Source organism: Rhodoferax sp. (genome assembly GCF_037143375.1).
Taxonomy (GTDB): Bacteria; Pseudomonadota; Gammaproteobacteria; order Burkholderiales; family Burkholderiaceae_C; genus Rhodoferax.
Genome location: NZ_JBAWYV010000074.1, coordinates 1 through 16,928 on the forward strand (window position 1 = coordinate 1; position 16,928 = coordinate 16,928).

The window sequence follows — 16,928 nt, forward strand, 5'->3', positions numbered from 1 at the left end:
GAGACTTCACTGAACCACAAATGGAGCCAGGTAGGCACCCGGTTGTGCCACCAGTCAAGGAACACAATGCCCCCCACCAATCCGCACAGCCCCAGAATGAGCACGGCCTCCGCCAGCAGTTGGGGGCTGGGGCGCGGGGTGCGGTTGGTGGCAGTGGGCCACCACACCAGAATCAGGGGCGTCACCAGGACAATGCCCAAGGTTTCTCCCATCCAAATGTTTATGAGCGAGTTCAGGTAGGTGTTGTGGCTCAAATCACCGGCGAACAGCAAACTGGTGCTGACGATCAGCGCGCTCGCCGCTGCGCCTACAAAACCGCCCAACCCCATTTGCAGCAGGTCTTTCAGTTTCGGTAAGTGCGTGTCAAAGGTGCTCGAGCGCTGAATGAGCCACGCGCCCAGCAGGGGCGATAGCGCCACGCCCGCAGCCTTGGCTGAGGCCAGCCAGAGCAGGTCGCCCGTGAGCAGGTTGGTAACCAGTGCGCCTGCTGCGACAGCGCCCGCATAGCGCTTGCCGCCGAGGAGCAAGGCAGCCAGTGCCAAGCCGCTGGCGAGGGAAAAAATGTTGCCTTCGCCTTCGAGCGAAAAATAGGAGAGCACCATCCGCGATGCCAAACCGTAAAGCAAGGCCACGCCAAGCAGCTTTAATAGTTCAGTCGGACGCCAGGGTGAGGGGGTTTTATTCATCAGACTTCAGGGGCGAGGAAGGCCTCCATTATGGCGCTGAGCAGAGAGGAAATGAGTGCTGAAAAAGGGGAAATCCCGTTTATCATTCTTAACTAAGATCAAGGGAAAATTCTGATGACGTTCGACCCCTATGCGCCTGACCTCGCACCCGCCACGCGCAGCCCATCGGTCCTGCTTTGGGTGCTGGCGCCGTTGTCGATCGCGTTGCTGGGTTCGCTGCCTTTGTGGCTGTCCGGCGCTTGGGTGCCCTGGGTGTCCTGGCTGGGGGTCAGCCTGCTGGCGGCGGGATCCATCGGTGGCTTGCTCATGCAGTGGCAGGCCACGCACCAACAGCTTGAGGACGCGCAAAACCAGGCTGAGGCGCAGGCCCACGATGCCCAGCAAGAACTCGCGAGCCTGTTGCAGGATGTGCTGCCGGCCTGGCAGTTTCATGTGGACCTGGTGAAAAGCCAGACAGAAGGCGCCATTCTTCAACTCACCTCCAGTTTTTCATCGGTGCTGGAGCAGTTTGACCTGGCTGGTATTGGCGGTGGCGTGAGCCACGCGGGCCTGGACATCAATGCGGACAATGCCATTGGCTTGCTCGACTTGTGCGAGCGCGAGTTGCAGCCGGTGGTCTTGTCCCTGACCAGCGTGATCGAGGGCAAAGATGTATTGTTGATGAACATTCGCAATCTGGCCCGTGAAACGATGGAGTTGCAGGAAATGGCGGCCGAGGTGCGCAGCATCGCCGCGCAGACCAACCTGTTGGCGCTGAATGCCGCGATTGAGGCGGCGCGGGCCGGTGAGTCCGGCCGCGGCTTTGCCGTGGTGGCGGCCGAGGTGCGCATGCTGTCGCAGCGCTCGGCTGAAACCGGCAAGCGCATTGGCGAGCGGGTTCTGAAGGTGGGCTCCATCATGACCGCCACCCTCGCCAACGCCGAAGAAGCCACCGTGCATGACAAGCACGCGGTGGCACTGTCGGGTGAGTTGGTAGAGCACGTGCTCGGCCATGTGCGCAAACTCGGCGAGTCGGCCGACGGCATGCACAAGCATGGCATTGTGGTGCGGCGGGAAGTCGAAAAACAACTGGTAGCGCTGCAATTTCAGGACCGGGTTTCGCAAATTCTGGATGGGGTGCATGGCAACATCGATAATATGCAGCACACCCTGGCGCAGATCGATACCGATCCGCTGCCAACGTCTGACGAATGGTTGGAGGCCTTGAACAAGTCCTCCAACATGAAGGACCAACATTACCAACGTAACTCACGGTGATCGCCATGCCTCTGACTGCTTCTTCCAAAAAAAAATCCGCGCCCGTGGCTCGCAACGAACTCAAGGTTTTGCTGGTGGACGACGACTCGTTCCAGTTGGAAATGATCTCTGAAGTGCTGAAAAGTTTGGGCATCACAGACATCACGCTGGCCAGCAGCGGCGCCCAGGCGCTGCAAACCATGGCCGGCAGGCCGCAACCATTTCACCTGCTGGTGATGGACCTGCACATGCCGGGCATGGATGGGTTTCAGTTCATGGAGTCGGTCGCCAAAACCGGCTACCAGGGCGCCTTGATCATTGTCTCGGGCCAAAGCGCCGATGTGATGCGCGCTGCGTCGCTGGTGGCAGAACTGCGGCGCTTCACGCTGCTGGGCTCGGTGCCCAAACCGGTGGGTCGGTCAGCCTTGTCGGCCCTGATTTCAAAACTCGCCTGATCGCTATTTAATTTATAGCTACTTGCGCAGGTAGTACGGGGGCTAGAGCCCTATTTGATTAATATTTAGACTGCCGCGCCAAGGGTGCAAAAACGCGCCAATATCTCCTGAAGCTCGGTGGCTTTCATGGGCTTGGCCAAGTGCTCGTCCATGCCAGCTTGCCGGCAGGCGTCGCGGTCGGATTCCATGGCATTGGCGGTGACCGCGATGATCGGCACATGCCGGTCGGCCGGTTCCAGCGCACGGATCAGGGTGGTGGCTTCCAGGCCACCCATCACTGGCATTTGCATGTCCATCAGCACAATGTCCCAGTGTTGGGTTGGGAATAAATCGACGGCTTCTTGGCCATTCTCAGCGGTCACCACGGTGTGGCCCCATTTTTCCAGCAGCAAGGTCGACAACATCTGGTTCACCGGGTTGTCTTCGACCAGCAGGACATGCAGTGGGCGCAGAGCCAGTGCGGTTTGCGGTGTTTCCGGTGCGGGCGCCTGCTCGGGCATGACGCCGCGGCCCATCCGCACGGTGAAGTGAAATGTGCTGCCGACGCCCGGGCTACTTTCTACCCAGATGCGCCCGCCCATCAGCGCCACCAGCCGGGTGCTGATGGTCAGCCCCAGGCCGGTGCCGCCAAAGCGGCGCGTGGTCGAGTTGTCGGCCTGGCTGAAAGCCTCAAAAATGCCTTGCTGCTTGTCAAGCGGGATGCCAATGCCGGTGTCGCGCACTGACAGGTGAACCTCAAACGCCTCTTCGCCGACAGGCGTGCTTTGAACCTGAACCGTGACGCTGCCTTTGGCGGTGAACTTGATGGCGTTGTCGCACAGGTTGGTGAGAATCTGGCGAATGCGACCGAAGTCGCCCAGCACGTGATCGGGCAGGTCAGGGGCGAGTTGGATGATGAGGGCCAGGCCTTTTTGCGTGGCGCGCGCACCAATCGGGGTGAGGATGTCGGTGAGGGTGCTGGCGAGTGGGAAATCAACCGCTTCGATGTGCAGCTTGCCGGCCTCGATTTTCGAAAAATCCAGAATATCGTTGAGGATCACCATCAGCGACTCGGCCGAGCTTTGGACCGTGGTGAGGTAAGCGCGCTGCTCTTCGTCGAGGTCAGTGTCGAGTGCCAGCTCGGTCATGCCGATGACACCATTCATGGGAGTGCGAATTTCGTGGCTCATGTTGGCCAGAAAATCGCTCTTGGCCCGGTTGGCCGCTTCGGCCTTGGCGGTGGCGAGCTGCAAGGAGAGCTCCATGTCCTTGATGGCCGTGATGTCGGTGCGGATGCCGATGTACTGCTGGGGCAAGCCGTTGGCACCCGTCAGGGGCACGATGGTGGCATCAACCCAGTAGTGCGTGCCATCTTTCTTGCGATTTTTGACTTCGCTGCGCCAGACCTTGCCCTGGGTGATGGTGTGCCATAACTCGGCATAGAGTTCCGGGGGATGAAAGCCTGACTTGACGATGCGGTGGTTGGCACCCAGCAGTTCTTCGCGTGAGTAGCCGCTGATCTGGCAAAACCGGTCGTTGGCGTAGGTGATGTTTCCGTCCAGATCGGTGATGCTGACGATGGCGTGCTGGTCCAGCGCAAATTTTTGGCTGCTGAGGTCTTTGTTTTGGGTGAAGAGTCGCTCCGACACAATGTTCAAGGCGTTGCCCAGCGCCTCAATTTCAGCCGTTCCATGCGCCACCCGGATTTTGGCGCCCAAGTCATGGTCGAGCTCGCTCGCGAACGTGGTGGCCGCCCGCAGCGCCCGCATCGGCGGTCGCAGCAACAGCTTCAATAAAAGCAATGTGGCGCTGATGGCCAGCACGATGACCAACAGCGCTTGTGTCCAGATGTCCAGCGCAATCTGATTGAAGCCGTCGAGCCGGTAGCTCACCCGCACCCAGCCGAGCGGCCTGCCGCTGGCCACCACGGGATGCCAGGCCGAAATCTTTCCTTCATTGCCCACCAGAAAATCACGCATGGTGGCGGTGGTGTCGTGCGACTCCACCAGGGTGACTGGTTTCAAGACGCTTGGCAGCGGCAGTTTGACGGTGCTGAAGCGTGGCGACCACAAGCCCTTCTGGTTCACGACTTCGCTCAGTGGTTTGCCGGTTAAATCAGCCACCAGAACTGAATAAATACCCGGTACGGTGGCGGTCTGGACGGTGATGGTTTCGATGCTCGCCAGGTCTTCTGTGATCAGGAAGTAGGCGTTGATGGTGGCCAGGTTTTGTGCCAGCGCGGCCATTTGCGCCGAGATGGTGGCGCGGGCCTGGTCGGTTTGTTGCTTGGCGGTGTAGGCGCCATAGCCCAGGATCGAGGTCACCAGACAAGCGGCGGTCAGCAGCATCAGCTGGCGCTCCAGGCTGCGGGGGCGCCAGTTGTTAAACAGGCGAATGAGTACGCTAATCAGTCGACCCTGACTCATGCCGACAACATCAGTTCACCGCAGACCCGGGCCCGGCCTGCATTTTTGGCTATGTAGAGCTGGACATCGGCCTGGGCCAGCAAGGCGCTGGCGTCGCCCGGGGTGTCGCCAGTTCGGCCCGACACGCCCAGGCTGATGGTGACCACCGCCGCCGCATCGGAGTTGGCATGGGGGATGTTCTTCTCGCGAATACGCTGCTCCAACTCAATCGCCAGTGCCATGGCGTCATGAAACTCGGTCTCGGGCAGGATGCAGGCAAATTCTTCGCCACCATAGCGCGCGACCAGGTCGGCGGGGCGGCGCAGGCCTTCTTTCAAGGTGGTGGCAATCTGGCGCAGACAGTCGTCCCCGGCCTGGTGGCCGTAGTAGTCGTTGAAACGCTTGAAATAATCCACGTCCAGCATGATCAGGGACAGTGGGGACTGGTTGCGCACCGAACGGGCCATTTCCATGGCGAATTGCTGGTCAAAATAGCGCCGGTTGTAGACACCGGTCAGACCGTCCAGAAACACCAGGCGGCGCATCACATCGGACTGTAGTTTCAGGGTGATGTGGGTCTTGACCCGGGCCCGCACCACAGCCGGGTTGACCGGCTTGGAAATGAAATCCACCGCGCCAACGCTGAGGCCCCGGGTTTCCTGAATGGCATCGGTGTAGGCCGTGACAAAAATAACCGGAATATCGCGCGTGGTTTCATCGGCCTTGAGCCGGGTGCAGACCTCAAAACCGTCCATGCCGGGCATCACGATGTCGAGCAGCACGAGGTCGGGCGGGTTGTCTTTGCACAGGGCCAGCGCCTGGGCGCCACTGGTGGCCATGAAGACCTGAAAATCGGCCGAAAAAATCTGGTACATCACCTGGATGTTGATCGGCTGGTCGTCCACCACCAGCAATTTGGGCTGGCCGCGGGTGCCGTCCAACAGATTGGCAATGGGGGCGTCGACGTAAAGCATGGTCAGGGCTATCGGCTTAGTTTCTGGATCAAGGACTCACATTGAACCACAGCCTGCGCAAAGTCGAAAGTGACCATGGCGGCATTCAAGGCTATGAATTCATCAGGGGCGATCTGCGCCAGCGCGTTGTCGAGTTGCGCATGGACGTCCACGGCGCGCATGTTGGCACGCTTGAGCAGGGTTTGCAGTTCGCGCAGCTGTGCCACGGTGTGGGGTTGGTCCAACTCGGTAGGGGCTGGGGCGAGGTGCACCGGTCCTGACGCTTGAACAAGTTGGCGGGCGATTGTGCCCATGCTGCGCATGGTGTTGGCAACGGCTTCGCGAAAGTGGGCGTGCAGCTCGCTTTGCTTGAGAGCGGCTTCGGCATTCACGCCTTTGACAAGACTCTCTGCTTCCCGGGCCACCGTGGCCAATGGGCTGGCGCCGACCGTGGCCGAGAGTCCTTTGAGGGTGTGCAGCAGGCGGGCGGCCCCGGCCAGGTCACTATTGCGCAGCAGCAGGTCGAGTTGGTCCGGCAGGCGGGCAATTTCGCTGAGGTATTCCTGCAGGATGCGGGCGTACAAATCGGTGTTGCCACCCAGACGCTCCAGCGCGCCCACCACGTCAATGCCTTCCGGGGTGGCGGTCACGGTTGCGGCGGTTGGTGTCACCGGGCCCTGGACTGGCGTGACCACCGGGGCACCCGCCGTGGAGTGGGTGATGGTTTGCAGTAACTTGATCAACTGCGGCAAGTTGAAAGGCTTGCCTACGTGGTCGTTCATGCCCGCGGCCAGACAGGCTTCGCGGTCGGAGGCCATGGCGTTGGCCGTCATGGCGATGATGGGCAGCTGGGTTAGCCCCAGTTCCGTGCGAATGGCGCGGGTGGCTTCGAAGCCATCCATCACCGGCATCTGCAGGTCCATCAGCACCGCATCAAACGGGGGATTCGCGGCTGCAACGGCCGCAACACCCAGTTGGCCGTTGGCCGCAATTTCAATCAGTGCCCCTTCGTTGCTGAGGAGTTCCTCGGCCACTTGCTGGTTGATCATGTTGTCTTCAACCACCAGCAGGCGCATACCTTCAAGGCGGCGCTGGGTGACGGTGGGAACTTTGATGACCTGATCTTGCTCATCGGCAGCCAGTTCCGTGGCGGGCAGTGTCAGGGTGAAGTAAAACGTACTGCCTTGGCCCAGCACGCTGTCGACGGCCAGTTCGCCGCCCATCAGCGTGACCAGTTGGCGGGAGATGGACAGCCCCAGGCCAGTGCCACCAAAGCGCCGGGTCGTGGAGGCCTCGGCTTGAGAGAAGCCGGTAAAAATATGCGCCAGCTTGTCGGCGGCAATGCCGATGCCACTGTCCTTGACCGAAAAACGCAAGGTGGTGTCGGCGTCCGTCCGAGCCAGTTGCCGGATTTGAATGACCACCTCGCCCTTTTCGGTGAATTTGATGGCATTGCCGCTCAGGTTGATGAGCACTTGCTGCAGGCGCATGGCATCGCCCACCAGGGCTTGAGGTGCCGCGGGATCGATGTCAAAACGCAGGGACACCGGTTTGTTGTCGACATTGGCCGAAACGATGACGGAGAGGTCGCGTATCAGGCGGTCGACCCGGAATGGTTGCAGGTCGAGTTCCATCTTGGCGGCGTCCATCTTGGAGAAATCCAGGATGTCATTTAACAAGCCCAGAAGCGACTTGGCGGCCCCTTCGGTTTTGCTGGCGTAGTCGAGTTGTCGGGGCGTCAGTTCGGTGTTTTGCAACAGCTTGAGCATGCCCAGAATGGCATTCATGGGGGTGCGAATTTCGTGGCTCATGTTGGCCAGGAACTGGCTCTTGGCGGTGGTGGCCGCTTCAGCGGCCTGCATGGCGGTTTGCAGCCAGTTTTCGTAGTCTTTTTCGGTGCTGATGTCGTGGCTGATGCCCAGATAACCGGTGCGCATGCCGTTGGCATCGGTCAGCGGGGTGATGACCAGTGCCGCCAAAAAACGACTGCCATTTTTGCGGACTTGGGTCCACTCGGATTTTTTGCCGAGCATCGATTCATGAATGATGACATCGGCCTCGGCCACCGGGGTGCCGAGTTCGAGCGTCATTTCGAGCGCGCGGGTCTTGATTTCGTCGGGGTCGGCAAACAGCGCGGTGCTGTGGATGCCCACCACTTCTGCTGCGGTGTAGCCCAGCATGCGCTCGGCGCCGGTGTTGAAGAGCGTGATGGTGCGGTCGAGCCCGGTGGTGATGACGGCCACTTCGGAGGCCGCGTCCAGTACCGACTGCAGCATGGCGGTGGTGCGCGCGGTCTCGGCGGCTGCGAGTTTTTGGGCCGAGATGTCCAGGTGGGTGCCCGACATCCACTCCGGTTTGCCATCGGCGGTCCAGGAGGTCACCTTGCCCCGGTCCTGAATCCAGACCCAATGGCCGTCGCGGTGGCGCATCCGGATTTCGCATTCGTAGTAGCCCAGCGCGCCTTCAATGTGCCGGGCCAGCAGGGCTTCTGCCGTTTTCAGGTCGTCAGGGTGACACTTCTCAAACCAGACCGCCACGCTGACCGGACTCAGTTCAGGCAGGGCGTAGCCAATGATGTCGGCCCAGCGCTCATTGATGACGAGCGCATCGGTTTGCACATTCCACTCCCAGGTGCCGGTGCGGGTGCCGATGATGATGTTGTTCAGGCGCTCGCGTTCATTGGCCAGTTCCAGTTGTGCAGCGCGGGCTTGCGTGATGTCGGTACGGATGGAGATGTATTTCTCGATGCCGTTGTCGTCAAAGAATGGTGAGATGACGCTGTCGACCCAGTACAGGGAGCCGTTCTTGGCGCGATTGCACACCACACCGCGCCAGACGTAACCGTTGGAGATGGTCTTCCACATCTTGTCCCAAAACGGAGCAGGTTGGGCGTCAGACTTGAGGATGCGGTGGTTTTGCCCCATCAGTTCTTCGCGGCTGTACCCACTGGTGATGCAAAAAAGGTCGTTGGCATAGATGATGTTGCCGGCCGGATTGGAGATAGACACGATCGAGTGCAGGTCAATGGCCTCCATCAGGGACTGGGATTCGCGGATGGCACGGTTCAATTGCTCGTTGTTGGCTTTTTGGGCGCTCAACAGGCGGCCCAGGTCAGCGTTCATGGACTGCGCCATGTTTTCAGCGCGAGCGCGCCCGATCAGCAGCAACCAGACAATGAAAGCCAGCAGCAAGCTCAGAGCGATACCGCCAGCCCCGACCAGCAACGGCGTGCTGGTGCTGCGTTCGGCATCAAACCCGGCACTGCTGCCCGAGCGCAGTGTCAGCAGACGCCCGCCAATGATCAGGCCCCTGACATCCTGGAAGCTGCGTTCGTTCAGGAAATTGGCTGGTGTCCGCGATTTGGCCGGGTCGTCGAAAGCGGGGGGCGACGAAAAAACCAGGCTCTCAGGGGAGGCCGTGGCACCGTCAAAAATTTCAAAATCGACGTCACCGTGGGTGATGGCCAAGGTGTTGTGCAGCAGTTCGCTGGCGATCAGGGGCGAGTAAAACAGCCCGACAAGCAGTTCGCGTCGGGTCTGGGGCGTGTCTGGTGTGGTGCCATCGGGGAACACCGGCACCAGGTAAAGAAAACCCGGCTCCTTTTCGCCAGCCTGCACCAGCGAAAGGGCGCCAGAGAGGCTGGGCGCACCGCTTGCGATGGCGCGTTCAACGGCCTCGCGGCGTACCGGCTCAGAACCCATGTCCAGCCCGATGGCGGACTCGTTGCCGGCCAGAGGTTCGAGGTATTTAACAACGTACAAATCGTCGGCATTGCCTTTGGTCTTGACGCTGAAAAACGGAGATTTGTCATTCTTCTCGGCCGCCTCAAAGCGGGCCAGGTCGGGTCGCATCACGCGTTCTATATAGCCAAAGCCGCGGATGCCAGGGAATTCTGTGGCGATGTCACGCGTCATCACATAGGCGCGAAAGTTATCGCGTTTCATCTCGCTGGAGGCGCGTGTGCTGGCCTGCGCGCCAATGGCTCCTCGAATGCCATAGAGTGGTTGGCGGAACTGGGTTTGCACAGCAGCTTCTAAATTGTCAACGTACAGGTTGAAGGCCAGCAAAGCCGAATCACGCAGGTTTTCGCGTGTGACGTGCAGGCTGTAGACCGTGAGCGACAACCCGGCCACCAACATGACGAGGGCAGATAGCAAGGGCTTCCAACCATATTTCAAGGGGCTAATGTCGTGTTTTAAGCGCATGGACTCAGGGTGTCTTTGTCGTCGATTTAGAAGCTGGATTATCAGCGGCATTTTCATACGGCGTTAGCGGTTGGAAAGCTGTTACTGCCATGTAACTGCTTCCATGTGAAAATGCGAAACTTAATTACAAGGAGACACTTACATGACCCGTCGCGCAACCAAAATCGTCGCCACTCTTGGCCCCGCCTCCAGTGACCCCGCCGTGCTGGAGCAGATGATTCGCGCCGGTGTCAATGTGGTTCGCCTGAATTTCAGCCATGGCAAGGCGCAAGACCATATCGACCGGGCGCGCATGGTGCGCGAAGTGGCGAGCCGGGTCGGTCGCGAGGTCGCCATCATGGCCGACCTGCAGGGGCCCAAAATTCGGGTTGGCAAGTTTGCCGACGGCAGCATCATGCTGGTGCCCGGTCAGAAGTTTGTGCTCGACGCTGCCCGCACCGAACTGGGTGACATCGACGCCGTCGGGCTCGATTACAAGGCGCTGCCGCGCGAGGTCAAGGCTGGCGATGTGCTGCTGCTCAACGACGGGCTGATCGTCATCACGGTGGACTCGGTCCGGGGTGAGCAGGTCTACACCACGGTCAAGCTCGGTGGCGAGTTGTCGAACAACAAAGGCATCAACAAACAGGGCGGTGGCTTGACGGCACCCGCACTGACCGCCAAGGACATGGACGATATCCGTACCGCCATGAGTTTCCAGGCCGACTACGTGGCCGTGAGTTTCCCCAAGAATGCGATCGACATGGAACTGGCGCGCCAGTTGTGCAACGTGGCTGCGGCCGAATACGGCCACAAGCCGGGCCTGATCGCCAAGATCGAGCGGGCCGAGGCGATCCCGAAACTGCTGGAAATTTTGATGGCCAGCGACGGCATCATGGTGGCGCGGGGCGATCTGGCGGTTGAGGTTGGCAATGCGGCGGTGCCCGCCTTGCAAAAACGAATGATCAAACTGGCCCGTGAAAATGACAAGTTCGTGATCACCGCCACGCAGATGATGGAGTCCATGATTACCAACCCGGTGCCGACCCGCGCCGAGGTGAGCGATGTGGCCAACGCGGTGCTGGATGGCACCGATGCCGTGATGTTGTCGGCCGAGACCGCCGCCGGTAAATTCCCGCTGGAAACCGTGGTCGAGATGGCCAATATTTGCCATGCGGCCGAAGGGCACGCCGACTTTGAACTGGAAGCCGATTTCACCGGCAAGACCTTCAAGCGCATTGATCAGTCGATTGCCATGGGCGCGCTGTTTACCGCGCACCACTTGGGCGCCAAGGCGATTGTGGCCATGACCGACAGTGGCTCCACGGCCTTGTGGATGAGTCGTCACCTGATTCAGGTGCCGATTTACGCGCTCACCTCCAAAGTGGCAACGCAGCGCAAGATGGCGATTTACCGCAATGTGCGCCCGCTCTTCATTGACACCAGTGCCGTTCGTGACACGGCACTGTCCGAGGTCGAGAACCACCTGAAAAACCGGGGCATTGTTCAAACGGGTGATATCTACGCCATTACCTGCGGGGAACCGATGGGCGCGCCCGGCGGCACCAATATGCTTAAGATTTGTCAGGTCTCCTGAGTTTTCTGAGGGGTAAAATTCGCCGATCGGTACAAGTTACCAAGCGGTTACCAACTCTGAAGGGATATCAAATGGCTCTCGTTTCAATGCGCGAACTTCTGGACCACGCTGCCGTCAATGGCTACGGCATTCCAGCTTTTAATGTCAATAACCTGGAGCAGGTGCAGGCCGTCATGGCCGCCGCTGATGAAGTCGGCGCGCCGGTCATCCTGCAAGCCAGTGCGGGTGCCCGCAAGTACGCGGGTGAGTCGTTCATCAAGCACCTGATTCAGGCGGCGGTTGAGGCCTACCCACACATTCCGCTGGTAATGCACCAGGATCACGGTCAAAACGTGGACGTCTGCCAGGGCGCCATCAACCTGGGCTTCAGCTCGGTGATGATGGACGGCTCCCTGATGGCGGACGGCAAAACCATTGCCAGCTACGAGTACAACGTCGAAGTCACCCGCAAGGTGGTCGACATGGCCCACGCCACTGGCGTGACGGTCGAAGGCGAACTGGGCTGCCTGGGCTCGCTGGAGACCATGAAGGGCGACAAGGAAGACGGCCATGGCACCGATGCCACCATGACCCGCGAGCAAATGCTGACTGACCCCGAGCAAGCGGCTGACTTTGTCAAGCGCACCCAACTGGACGCGCTGGCGATTGCCATCGGCACCAGCCACGGCGCGTACAAATTCACGCGCAAGCCCACAGGCGACATTCTGGCGATTGACCGCGTGATGGAAATCAACAAGCGCATTCCCAATACCCATCTGGTGATGCACGGTTCTTCCAGCGTGCCGCAAGACTTGTTGGCCATCATCCGCGAGTTCGGCGGCAACATGAAAGAAACCTACGGCGTGCCGGTGGAAGAAATTCAAAAAGCCATCAAGTTCGGCGTGCGCAAGATCAACATCGACACCGACATCCGCCTGGCCATGACCGCGGCCGTGCGCCAATACATGTTCCAGAACCCTGACAAGTTCGACATGCGCGACTGGCTCAAGCCCGCCCGCGAAGCTGCCATGCGCATTTGCAAGCAGCGCTACATGGAGTTTGGTTGTGAAGGCCAGGGTTCCAAGATCAAGACCCACACCCTGTTTGAGGTGGCTGGCAAATATGCCCGCGGCGAGTTGGCGCAAGTCGTCCAATAGAACTTTCTAATTGCGATAATCAAGGCCCGTTGCTGGTGACGCCACCGCTTCGGGCCTTTTTAGTTTTTAAGCTGTCCCTGCACTGAGTACCCCGATATGACGACTGCCCTTCACACCTCCATGCTCACCTCTCTGCCCCTGCTGGCGCGCGGCAAGGTGCGCGACAACTACGCGGTGGGCGACGACCGCATCCTGATGGTGGCGAGCGACCGCCTGAGCGCGTTTGACGTCATCATGGGCGAACCCATCCCCGGCAAGGGCGTGCTGCTGACGCAAATGGCCCTGTTCTGGTTTGAAAAACTTGGCCCCAAGGGTTTGAATATTTGCCCGATCCACCTCACCGGCGAAACGCCCGAGAGTGCCGTGACGCCGGCCGAAGTGCCGCAGGTGGTGGGCCGCTCCATGCTGGTCAAGCGCCTGAAGCCGCTGCCGGTGGAAGCCGTGGTGCGCGGCTACTTGGCGGGGAGTGGTTGGGCCGAGTACCAGCACAACCAGGCCGTGTGTGGCGTGCAGTTGCCACCCGGCTTGAAGAACGCTTCCAAATTGCCCGAGCCCATTTACACCCCCGCCGCCAAGGCAGCGGTCGGCGACCATGACGAAAACATCACCTTCGAGCAAACCGTGGCCATGATCGGCCTCGACCTGGCCACCCGCATTCGCGACCTCAGCATTGCCATTTACAAGGCGGCTGCCGAGTTTGCGCTGACCAAAGGCATCATCATTGCCGACACCAAGTTCGAGTTTGGTCTGGACGCCGACGGCACACTGACGCTGATGGACGAAGTGCTCACCCCCGATTCCTCGCGGTTTTGGCCCGCTGAGAGCTACCAGGAAGGCACCAACCCGCCTAGCTACGACAAGCAATTTGTGCGCGACTGGCTGGAGCAGGCGCAGGTGGACGGCAAGCCCTGGAGCAAAACGCCGCCCGCGCCGCGCGTGCCCAACGAGGTCATCACCAAAACGGCCGCCAAGTACCAGGAAGCGCTGGAGCGCCTGACAGGCTGACACATTCACAGACACAGCACTGCCATGCGAACCCGGCTTTCCTATATTCCCATCAGTGACGCCCAAGAGGGCATGGTGCTGGGCGCGCCGCTCAGTGTGGTGTACCGGGGCATGCTGAGCCTCACTTTCCCGGATGGCCACGCGCTCACCGAAGAAAATTTGCACCAGCTCAGCGCCCATTTCGCCGAGTTCATGTGCATTGAGCTGCCAGATGAACGTTCTGACGAGCAGGTGGCAGTTGATGCGGCGGCTTCGGCTAACCGTGTGATGGAAATTTTTAACGGTGTTGACTTGAGTAACCCCACCATGGCAAGCTTGTTTGATCAAGTGCTGCTCTACCGGAGCGCATGATGGCCGCTATGACGATTTCTCGTGAAGAGGTCATTCTGCACAGCACTAAGCTGCCCAGTTTTCCGCGTTTTGTCACCGATATTCTGGCCGCGCTGGATGACCCCGAAGGTTCGATCACCGTACTGGCGAACTGCGTCATCCGCGACCCGGTCATCACGGCGCGCGTGCTTTCGATGGCCAATATAGCCTCTGCGCGCGGGCGGTACGCCGGTGAAATCAGTGACGTGTACACCGCTATTTCACTCATCGGCATGGGCCAGGTGCGCCAGATCACGCTGGTGAGTTGCTTGGGTGCGTTTGTCGGTGGCGTGGCCGTACAAGGCATGCCCACCACGTTCTGGAAGCACTGCGTGGCCGTGGGCGTGTGCTGTGAAGAAGTGGCGTTGCACATCTCGGCGCCCGTTTCTTCTGATGCCGCGCTGGTGGCCGGCCTGCTGCATGACATCGGTCAGCTCTGGTTTTACACCTTCAACCCCGAACTGTATAAAAAATGCTGGCATCAGGCGCTGACGCAGGCCGTCAGCATCGAAGAGGTCGAGCAGGATTATTTTGGCGTCAACCACTCTACGGTGGGTGCCTGGTTGGCGGAACACTGGACCTTGCCAACGGGCATTGTGGCGGCCATTCGCGGCCACCATGTGCCAGACAGTGCGCCGGGCGACACGCTGGTGGCCATGGTGCATGTGGCTGAAGTGCTGGCCAATGCGTTGGACCTGGGGGGGCGCGACGAGAACCGCGTCACCTACATTTCAACCGCAGCCTGTGAGCTACTTGAGCTGACTTGGGATGAAAAAATTCGACCGCTGTTTGGGCGCATCGAAGGGCGCAGCCGGCACGCCAATGGTTTTTTCCCGGCTGAGCCCAAACACTGAATTAACTCAGAATCACGCTGCTCAGGCGGCGGCGGTAGGTGGCCACGGTCGGGTCTGCCGGCGGAATCTGACCATCGGCAACCTTGACCTTGGGGGGCTCGATGATGTCCAGAATGGCGATGAAGGTCTTGCGCGCCAGGTCGTCAGCCCAGCTTTTGTCGCGCATCAAAATCTCTAGCAACTCGTCCATGGCGCCAACCCAGTTTTGCGCCGCCATCAGGGTTTGAGCTTTGGCAAAGCGGGTGTCGAAATCGCGCTTGTTTAACGCTATTTTTTCATCAAAACTGGCTGTAGCCCCCGTCAAGTCTGCGCGATCCGCTGCAAAATCTATAGCATTCATCCAGCGCTGCAAGGAATCGAATTTGCGCACATGCGCGGCTTTGGCAATGACCGGGGCAAACGCCACCTTGCCATCGTCATCGCGACCCGCCAGCAGCAAGTGCTTGATGTAGTCAAAGCGGGCGTCTTCGTCGTCCGGGTTTTTCAGAACCGCCTGGTGCAAGGCCTCTTCGATCGCCACCGGATCATCGGCGGCGGGCGCGTCGCTGACCTCGACGCTCGTCACTTCGGCTTCCAGCACGTCACCGGCGGGCAGGTGTTTGTCCAGGAATTCCTTGATCTGGCCCTCGGGCAACGCGCCCGTGAAACCGTCGACCGGTTTGCCCTGGTACATCAGCACGCAGGTCGGAATGCTGCGAATGCCAAAGGCCTGGCTCAGTTCCTGCTGCTCGTCCGAGTCGATCTTGACCAGCTTGAAGCGCCCGGCGTAAGCGGTCTCGATTTTTTCGAGCAGCGGGCCAATCACCTTGCAGGGGCCGCACCAGGGGGCCCAGAAGTCCACCAGCACCGGGGTGTGCATCGAGGCGTCAACCACCTCGGCATCAAAGTTTTCAACCGTTACGTTCATCATTTTTAGTCGCTCTGGGTAGTTCAGTAAAATTCAACTTTTGATCACTTGCGGGACAGACCGCCGCTGGCGAAGCGTATCGCACTGGCAAGCTCTGTCCACAACACTATGAACATTCAAATCGGCGTCGTCATGGGTTCCAGTTCCGACTGGGACACCATGCAACATGCAGTCCACATTCTCCAACAGTTTGGTATCACACATGATGCGCGTGTGGTCTCTGCCCACCGTATGCCGGATGATATGTTTGCCTATGCCGAGGCCGCTGTCGGTCGCGGCCTGAAAGCCATCATCGCCGGCGCCGGAGGTGCCGCCCATTTGCCCGGCATGCTGGCCGCCAAAACCACCGTGCCTGTGCTGGGGGTGCCAGTGGCCTCCAAGCATCTCTCGGGGGTAGATTCGTTGCACAGCATTGTGCAAATGCCCAAAGGCATCCCGGTGGCGACCTTCGCCATTGGTGCCGCCGGTGCGGCCAACGCTGCGCTGTTTGCGGTGGCCATGCTGGCCAATGAAGACCCGGCCCTGCGTGCCAAACTCGACGAATTTCGCGCCGCGCAAACCAACATCGCCCGGGGCATGACGCTGCCCCCGCTGCTATGAGCCGCCAAACTCTGCTACCGGGCGCGGCCGTCAGCCGCCAGCAAACCACGCTCGGCGTGATGGGCGGTGGCCAACTCGGGCGCATGTTTGTGCAGGCGGCGCAAGCCATGGGTTACTTCACCGTGGTGCTCGACCCCGATGTGATCAGCCCGGCCGGCTTGGTCAGCCACTACCACATTCAGTCTGATTACCTCGACGAACAAGGCTTGGCGCAGCTGATGCAGCGCTGCGCCGCTATCACCACCGAGTTTGAAAACGTGCCCGCACCCGCCCTGATGACGCTGGGCTCGGCCCGGCCGGTGGCGCCGAGCGCTGAGGCGGTTGGCATTGCGCAAGACCGGGTCAAAGAAAAAGCGCATTTTGTACGCTGCGGCGTGCCGTGCGCGCCTTACACGGTGATCTCGTCGGCCGAGCAACTGGATGGCGTGCCGGACGATTTGTTGCCCGGCATCCTGAAAACGGCCCGCATGGGTTACGACGGCAAAGGCCAGTTTCGCGTCACCACACGGGATGAGTTGGCCGCGGCTTGGGCACAACTCAAGCACGTCACCTGCGTGCTGGA

The 16,928-nt window shown here is 60.1% G+C and carries 14 protein-coding genes; 9 read left to right on the forward strand and 5 right to left on the reverse strand.

What is annotated here, in order from left to right:
* Positions 1-686: MASE1 domain-containing protein (locus WCG50_RS11840; RefSeq protein ID WP_336899808.1), on the reverse strand; the 686-nt coding region annotated here is incomplete at its 3' end.
* A 114-nt stretch (positions 687-800) separates the two neighbouring features.
* Between WCG50_RS11840 and WCG50_RS11845 the strand changes: the two genes are divergently transcribed.
* Positions 801-1,943, forward strand: coding sequence for a methyl-accepting chemotaxis protein (locus WCG50_RS11845; RefSeq protein ID WP_336899809.1), 1,143 nt, complete (start codon positions 801-803; stop codon positions 1,941-1,943).
* Positions 1,944-1,948: 5 nt separating this feature from the next.
* Positions 1,949-2,377 carry a response regulator gene (locus WCG50_RS11850; RefSeq protein WP_336899810.1) on the forward strand — a complete coding sequence of 143 codons (429 nt, stop codon included), beginning with the start codon at positions 1,949-1,951 and terminating at the stop codon, positions 2,375-2,377.
* Between the two features lie 65 nt (positions 2,378-2,442).
* Here the strand turns inward: WCG50_RS11850 and WCG50_RS11855 are convergent, their stop codons facing one another.
* The 3 genes from WCG50_RS11855 to WCG50_RS11865 are packed head-to-tail and all read right to left on the reverse strand — an operon-like array spanning position 2,443 to position 9,919.
* On the reverse strand, positions 2,443-4,782 hold the full coding sequence (locus WCG50_RS11855) for an ATP-binding protein (protein WP_336899811.1): 2,340 nt from the start codon (positions 4,780-4,782) through the stop codon (positions 2,443-2,445).
* Positions 4,779-5,735, reverse strand: a complete 957-nt coding sequence (locus WCG50_RS11860) for a diguanylate cyclase (RefSeq protein WP_336899812.1) — start codon at positions 5,733-5,735, stop codon at positions 4,779-4,781. The genes WCG50_RS11855 and WCG50_RS11860 overlap by 4 nt, the downstream gene beginning before the upstream one ends.
* An 8-nt stretch (positions 5,736-5,743) precedes the next feature.
* Complete coding sequence (locus WCG50_RS11865; protein ID WP_336899813.1) at positions 5,744-9,919, reverse strand: CHASE domain-containing protein; 4,176 nt, start codon at positions 9,917-9,919, stop codon at positions 5,744-5,746.
* Between the two features lie 142 nt (positions 9,920-10,061).
* Here WCG50_RS11865 and pyk point away from each other — a divergent pair, with 142 nt between their 5' ends.
* The 5 genes from pyk (at position 10,062) to WCG50_RS11890 (ending at position 14,859) form a co-directional block, all read left to right on the forward strand.
* Positions 10,062-11,495, forward strand: coding sequence for a pyruvate kinase (gene pyk, locus WCG50_RS11870; RefSeq protein ID WP_336899814.1), 1,434 nt, complete (start codon positions 10,062-10,064; stop codon positions 11,493-11,495).
* A gap of 71 nt (positions 11,496-11,566) precedes the next feature.
* A complete protein-coding gene (gene fba / locus WCG50_RS11875; RefSeq protein ID WP_336899815.1) occupies positions 11,567-12,631 on the forward strand; it encodes a class II fructose-bisphosphate aldolase in 1,065 nt (354 codons plus the stop codon).
* A gap of 96 nt (positions 12,632-12,727) precedes the next feature.
* A complete protein-coding gene (locus tag WCG50_RS11880) occupies positions 12,728-13,636 on the forward strand; it encodes a phosphoribosylaminoimidazolesuccinocarboxamide synthase (protein WP_336899816.1) in 909 nt (302 codons plus the stop codon).
* Positions 13,637-13,660: 24 nt separating this feature from the next.
* On the forward strand, positions 13,661-13,987 hold the full coding sequence (locus tag WCG50_RS11885) for a hypothetical protein (RefSeq protein ID WP_336899817.1): 327 nt from the start codon (positions 13,661-13,663) through the stop codon (positions 13,985-13,987).
* Positions 13,988-13,995: 8 nt separating this feature from the next.
* Complete coding sequence (locus WCG50_RS11890) at positions 13,996-14,859, forward strand: HDOD domain-containing protein (protein ID WP_336899818.1); 864 nt, start codon at positions 13,996-13,998, stop codon at positions 14,857-14,859.
* A 1-nt stretch (position 14,860) separates the two neighbouring features.
* Here WCG50_RS11890 and trxA read toward each other — a convergent pair whose 3' ends face one another.
* Positions 14,861-15,769: a thioredoxin gene (gene trxA / locus WCG50_RS11895; RefSeq protein ID WP_336899819.1), complete on the reverse strand. Its 909-nt coding sequence runs from the start codon at positions 15,767-15,769 to the stop codon at positions 14,861-14,863.
* Positions 15,770-15,874: 105 nt separating this feature from the next.
* Between trxA and purE the strand changes: the two genes are divergently transcribed.
* Together purE and WCG50_RS11905 are read left to right on the forward strand one after the other, a co-directional pair.
* Positions 15,875-16,366, forward strand: coding sequence for a 5-(carboxyamino)imidazole ribonucleotide mutase (gene purE, locus WCG50_RS11900; protein WP_336899820.1), 492 nt, complete (start codon positions 15,875-15,877; stop codon positions 16,364-16,366).
* On the forward strand, positions 16,363-16,928 hold a 566-nt coding region (locus WCG50_RS11905; RefSeq protein WP_336899821.1), incomplete at its 3' end, for an ATP-grasp domain-containing protein. The genes purE and WCG50_RS11905, both read left to right, overlap by 4 nt.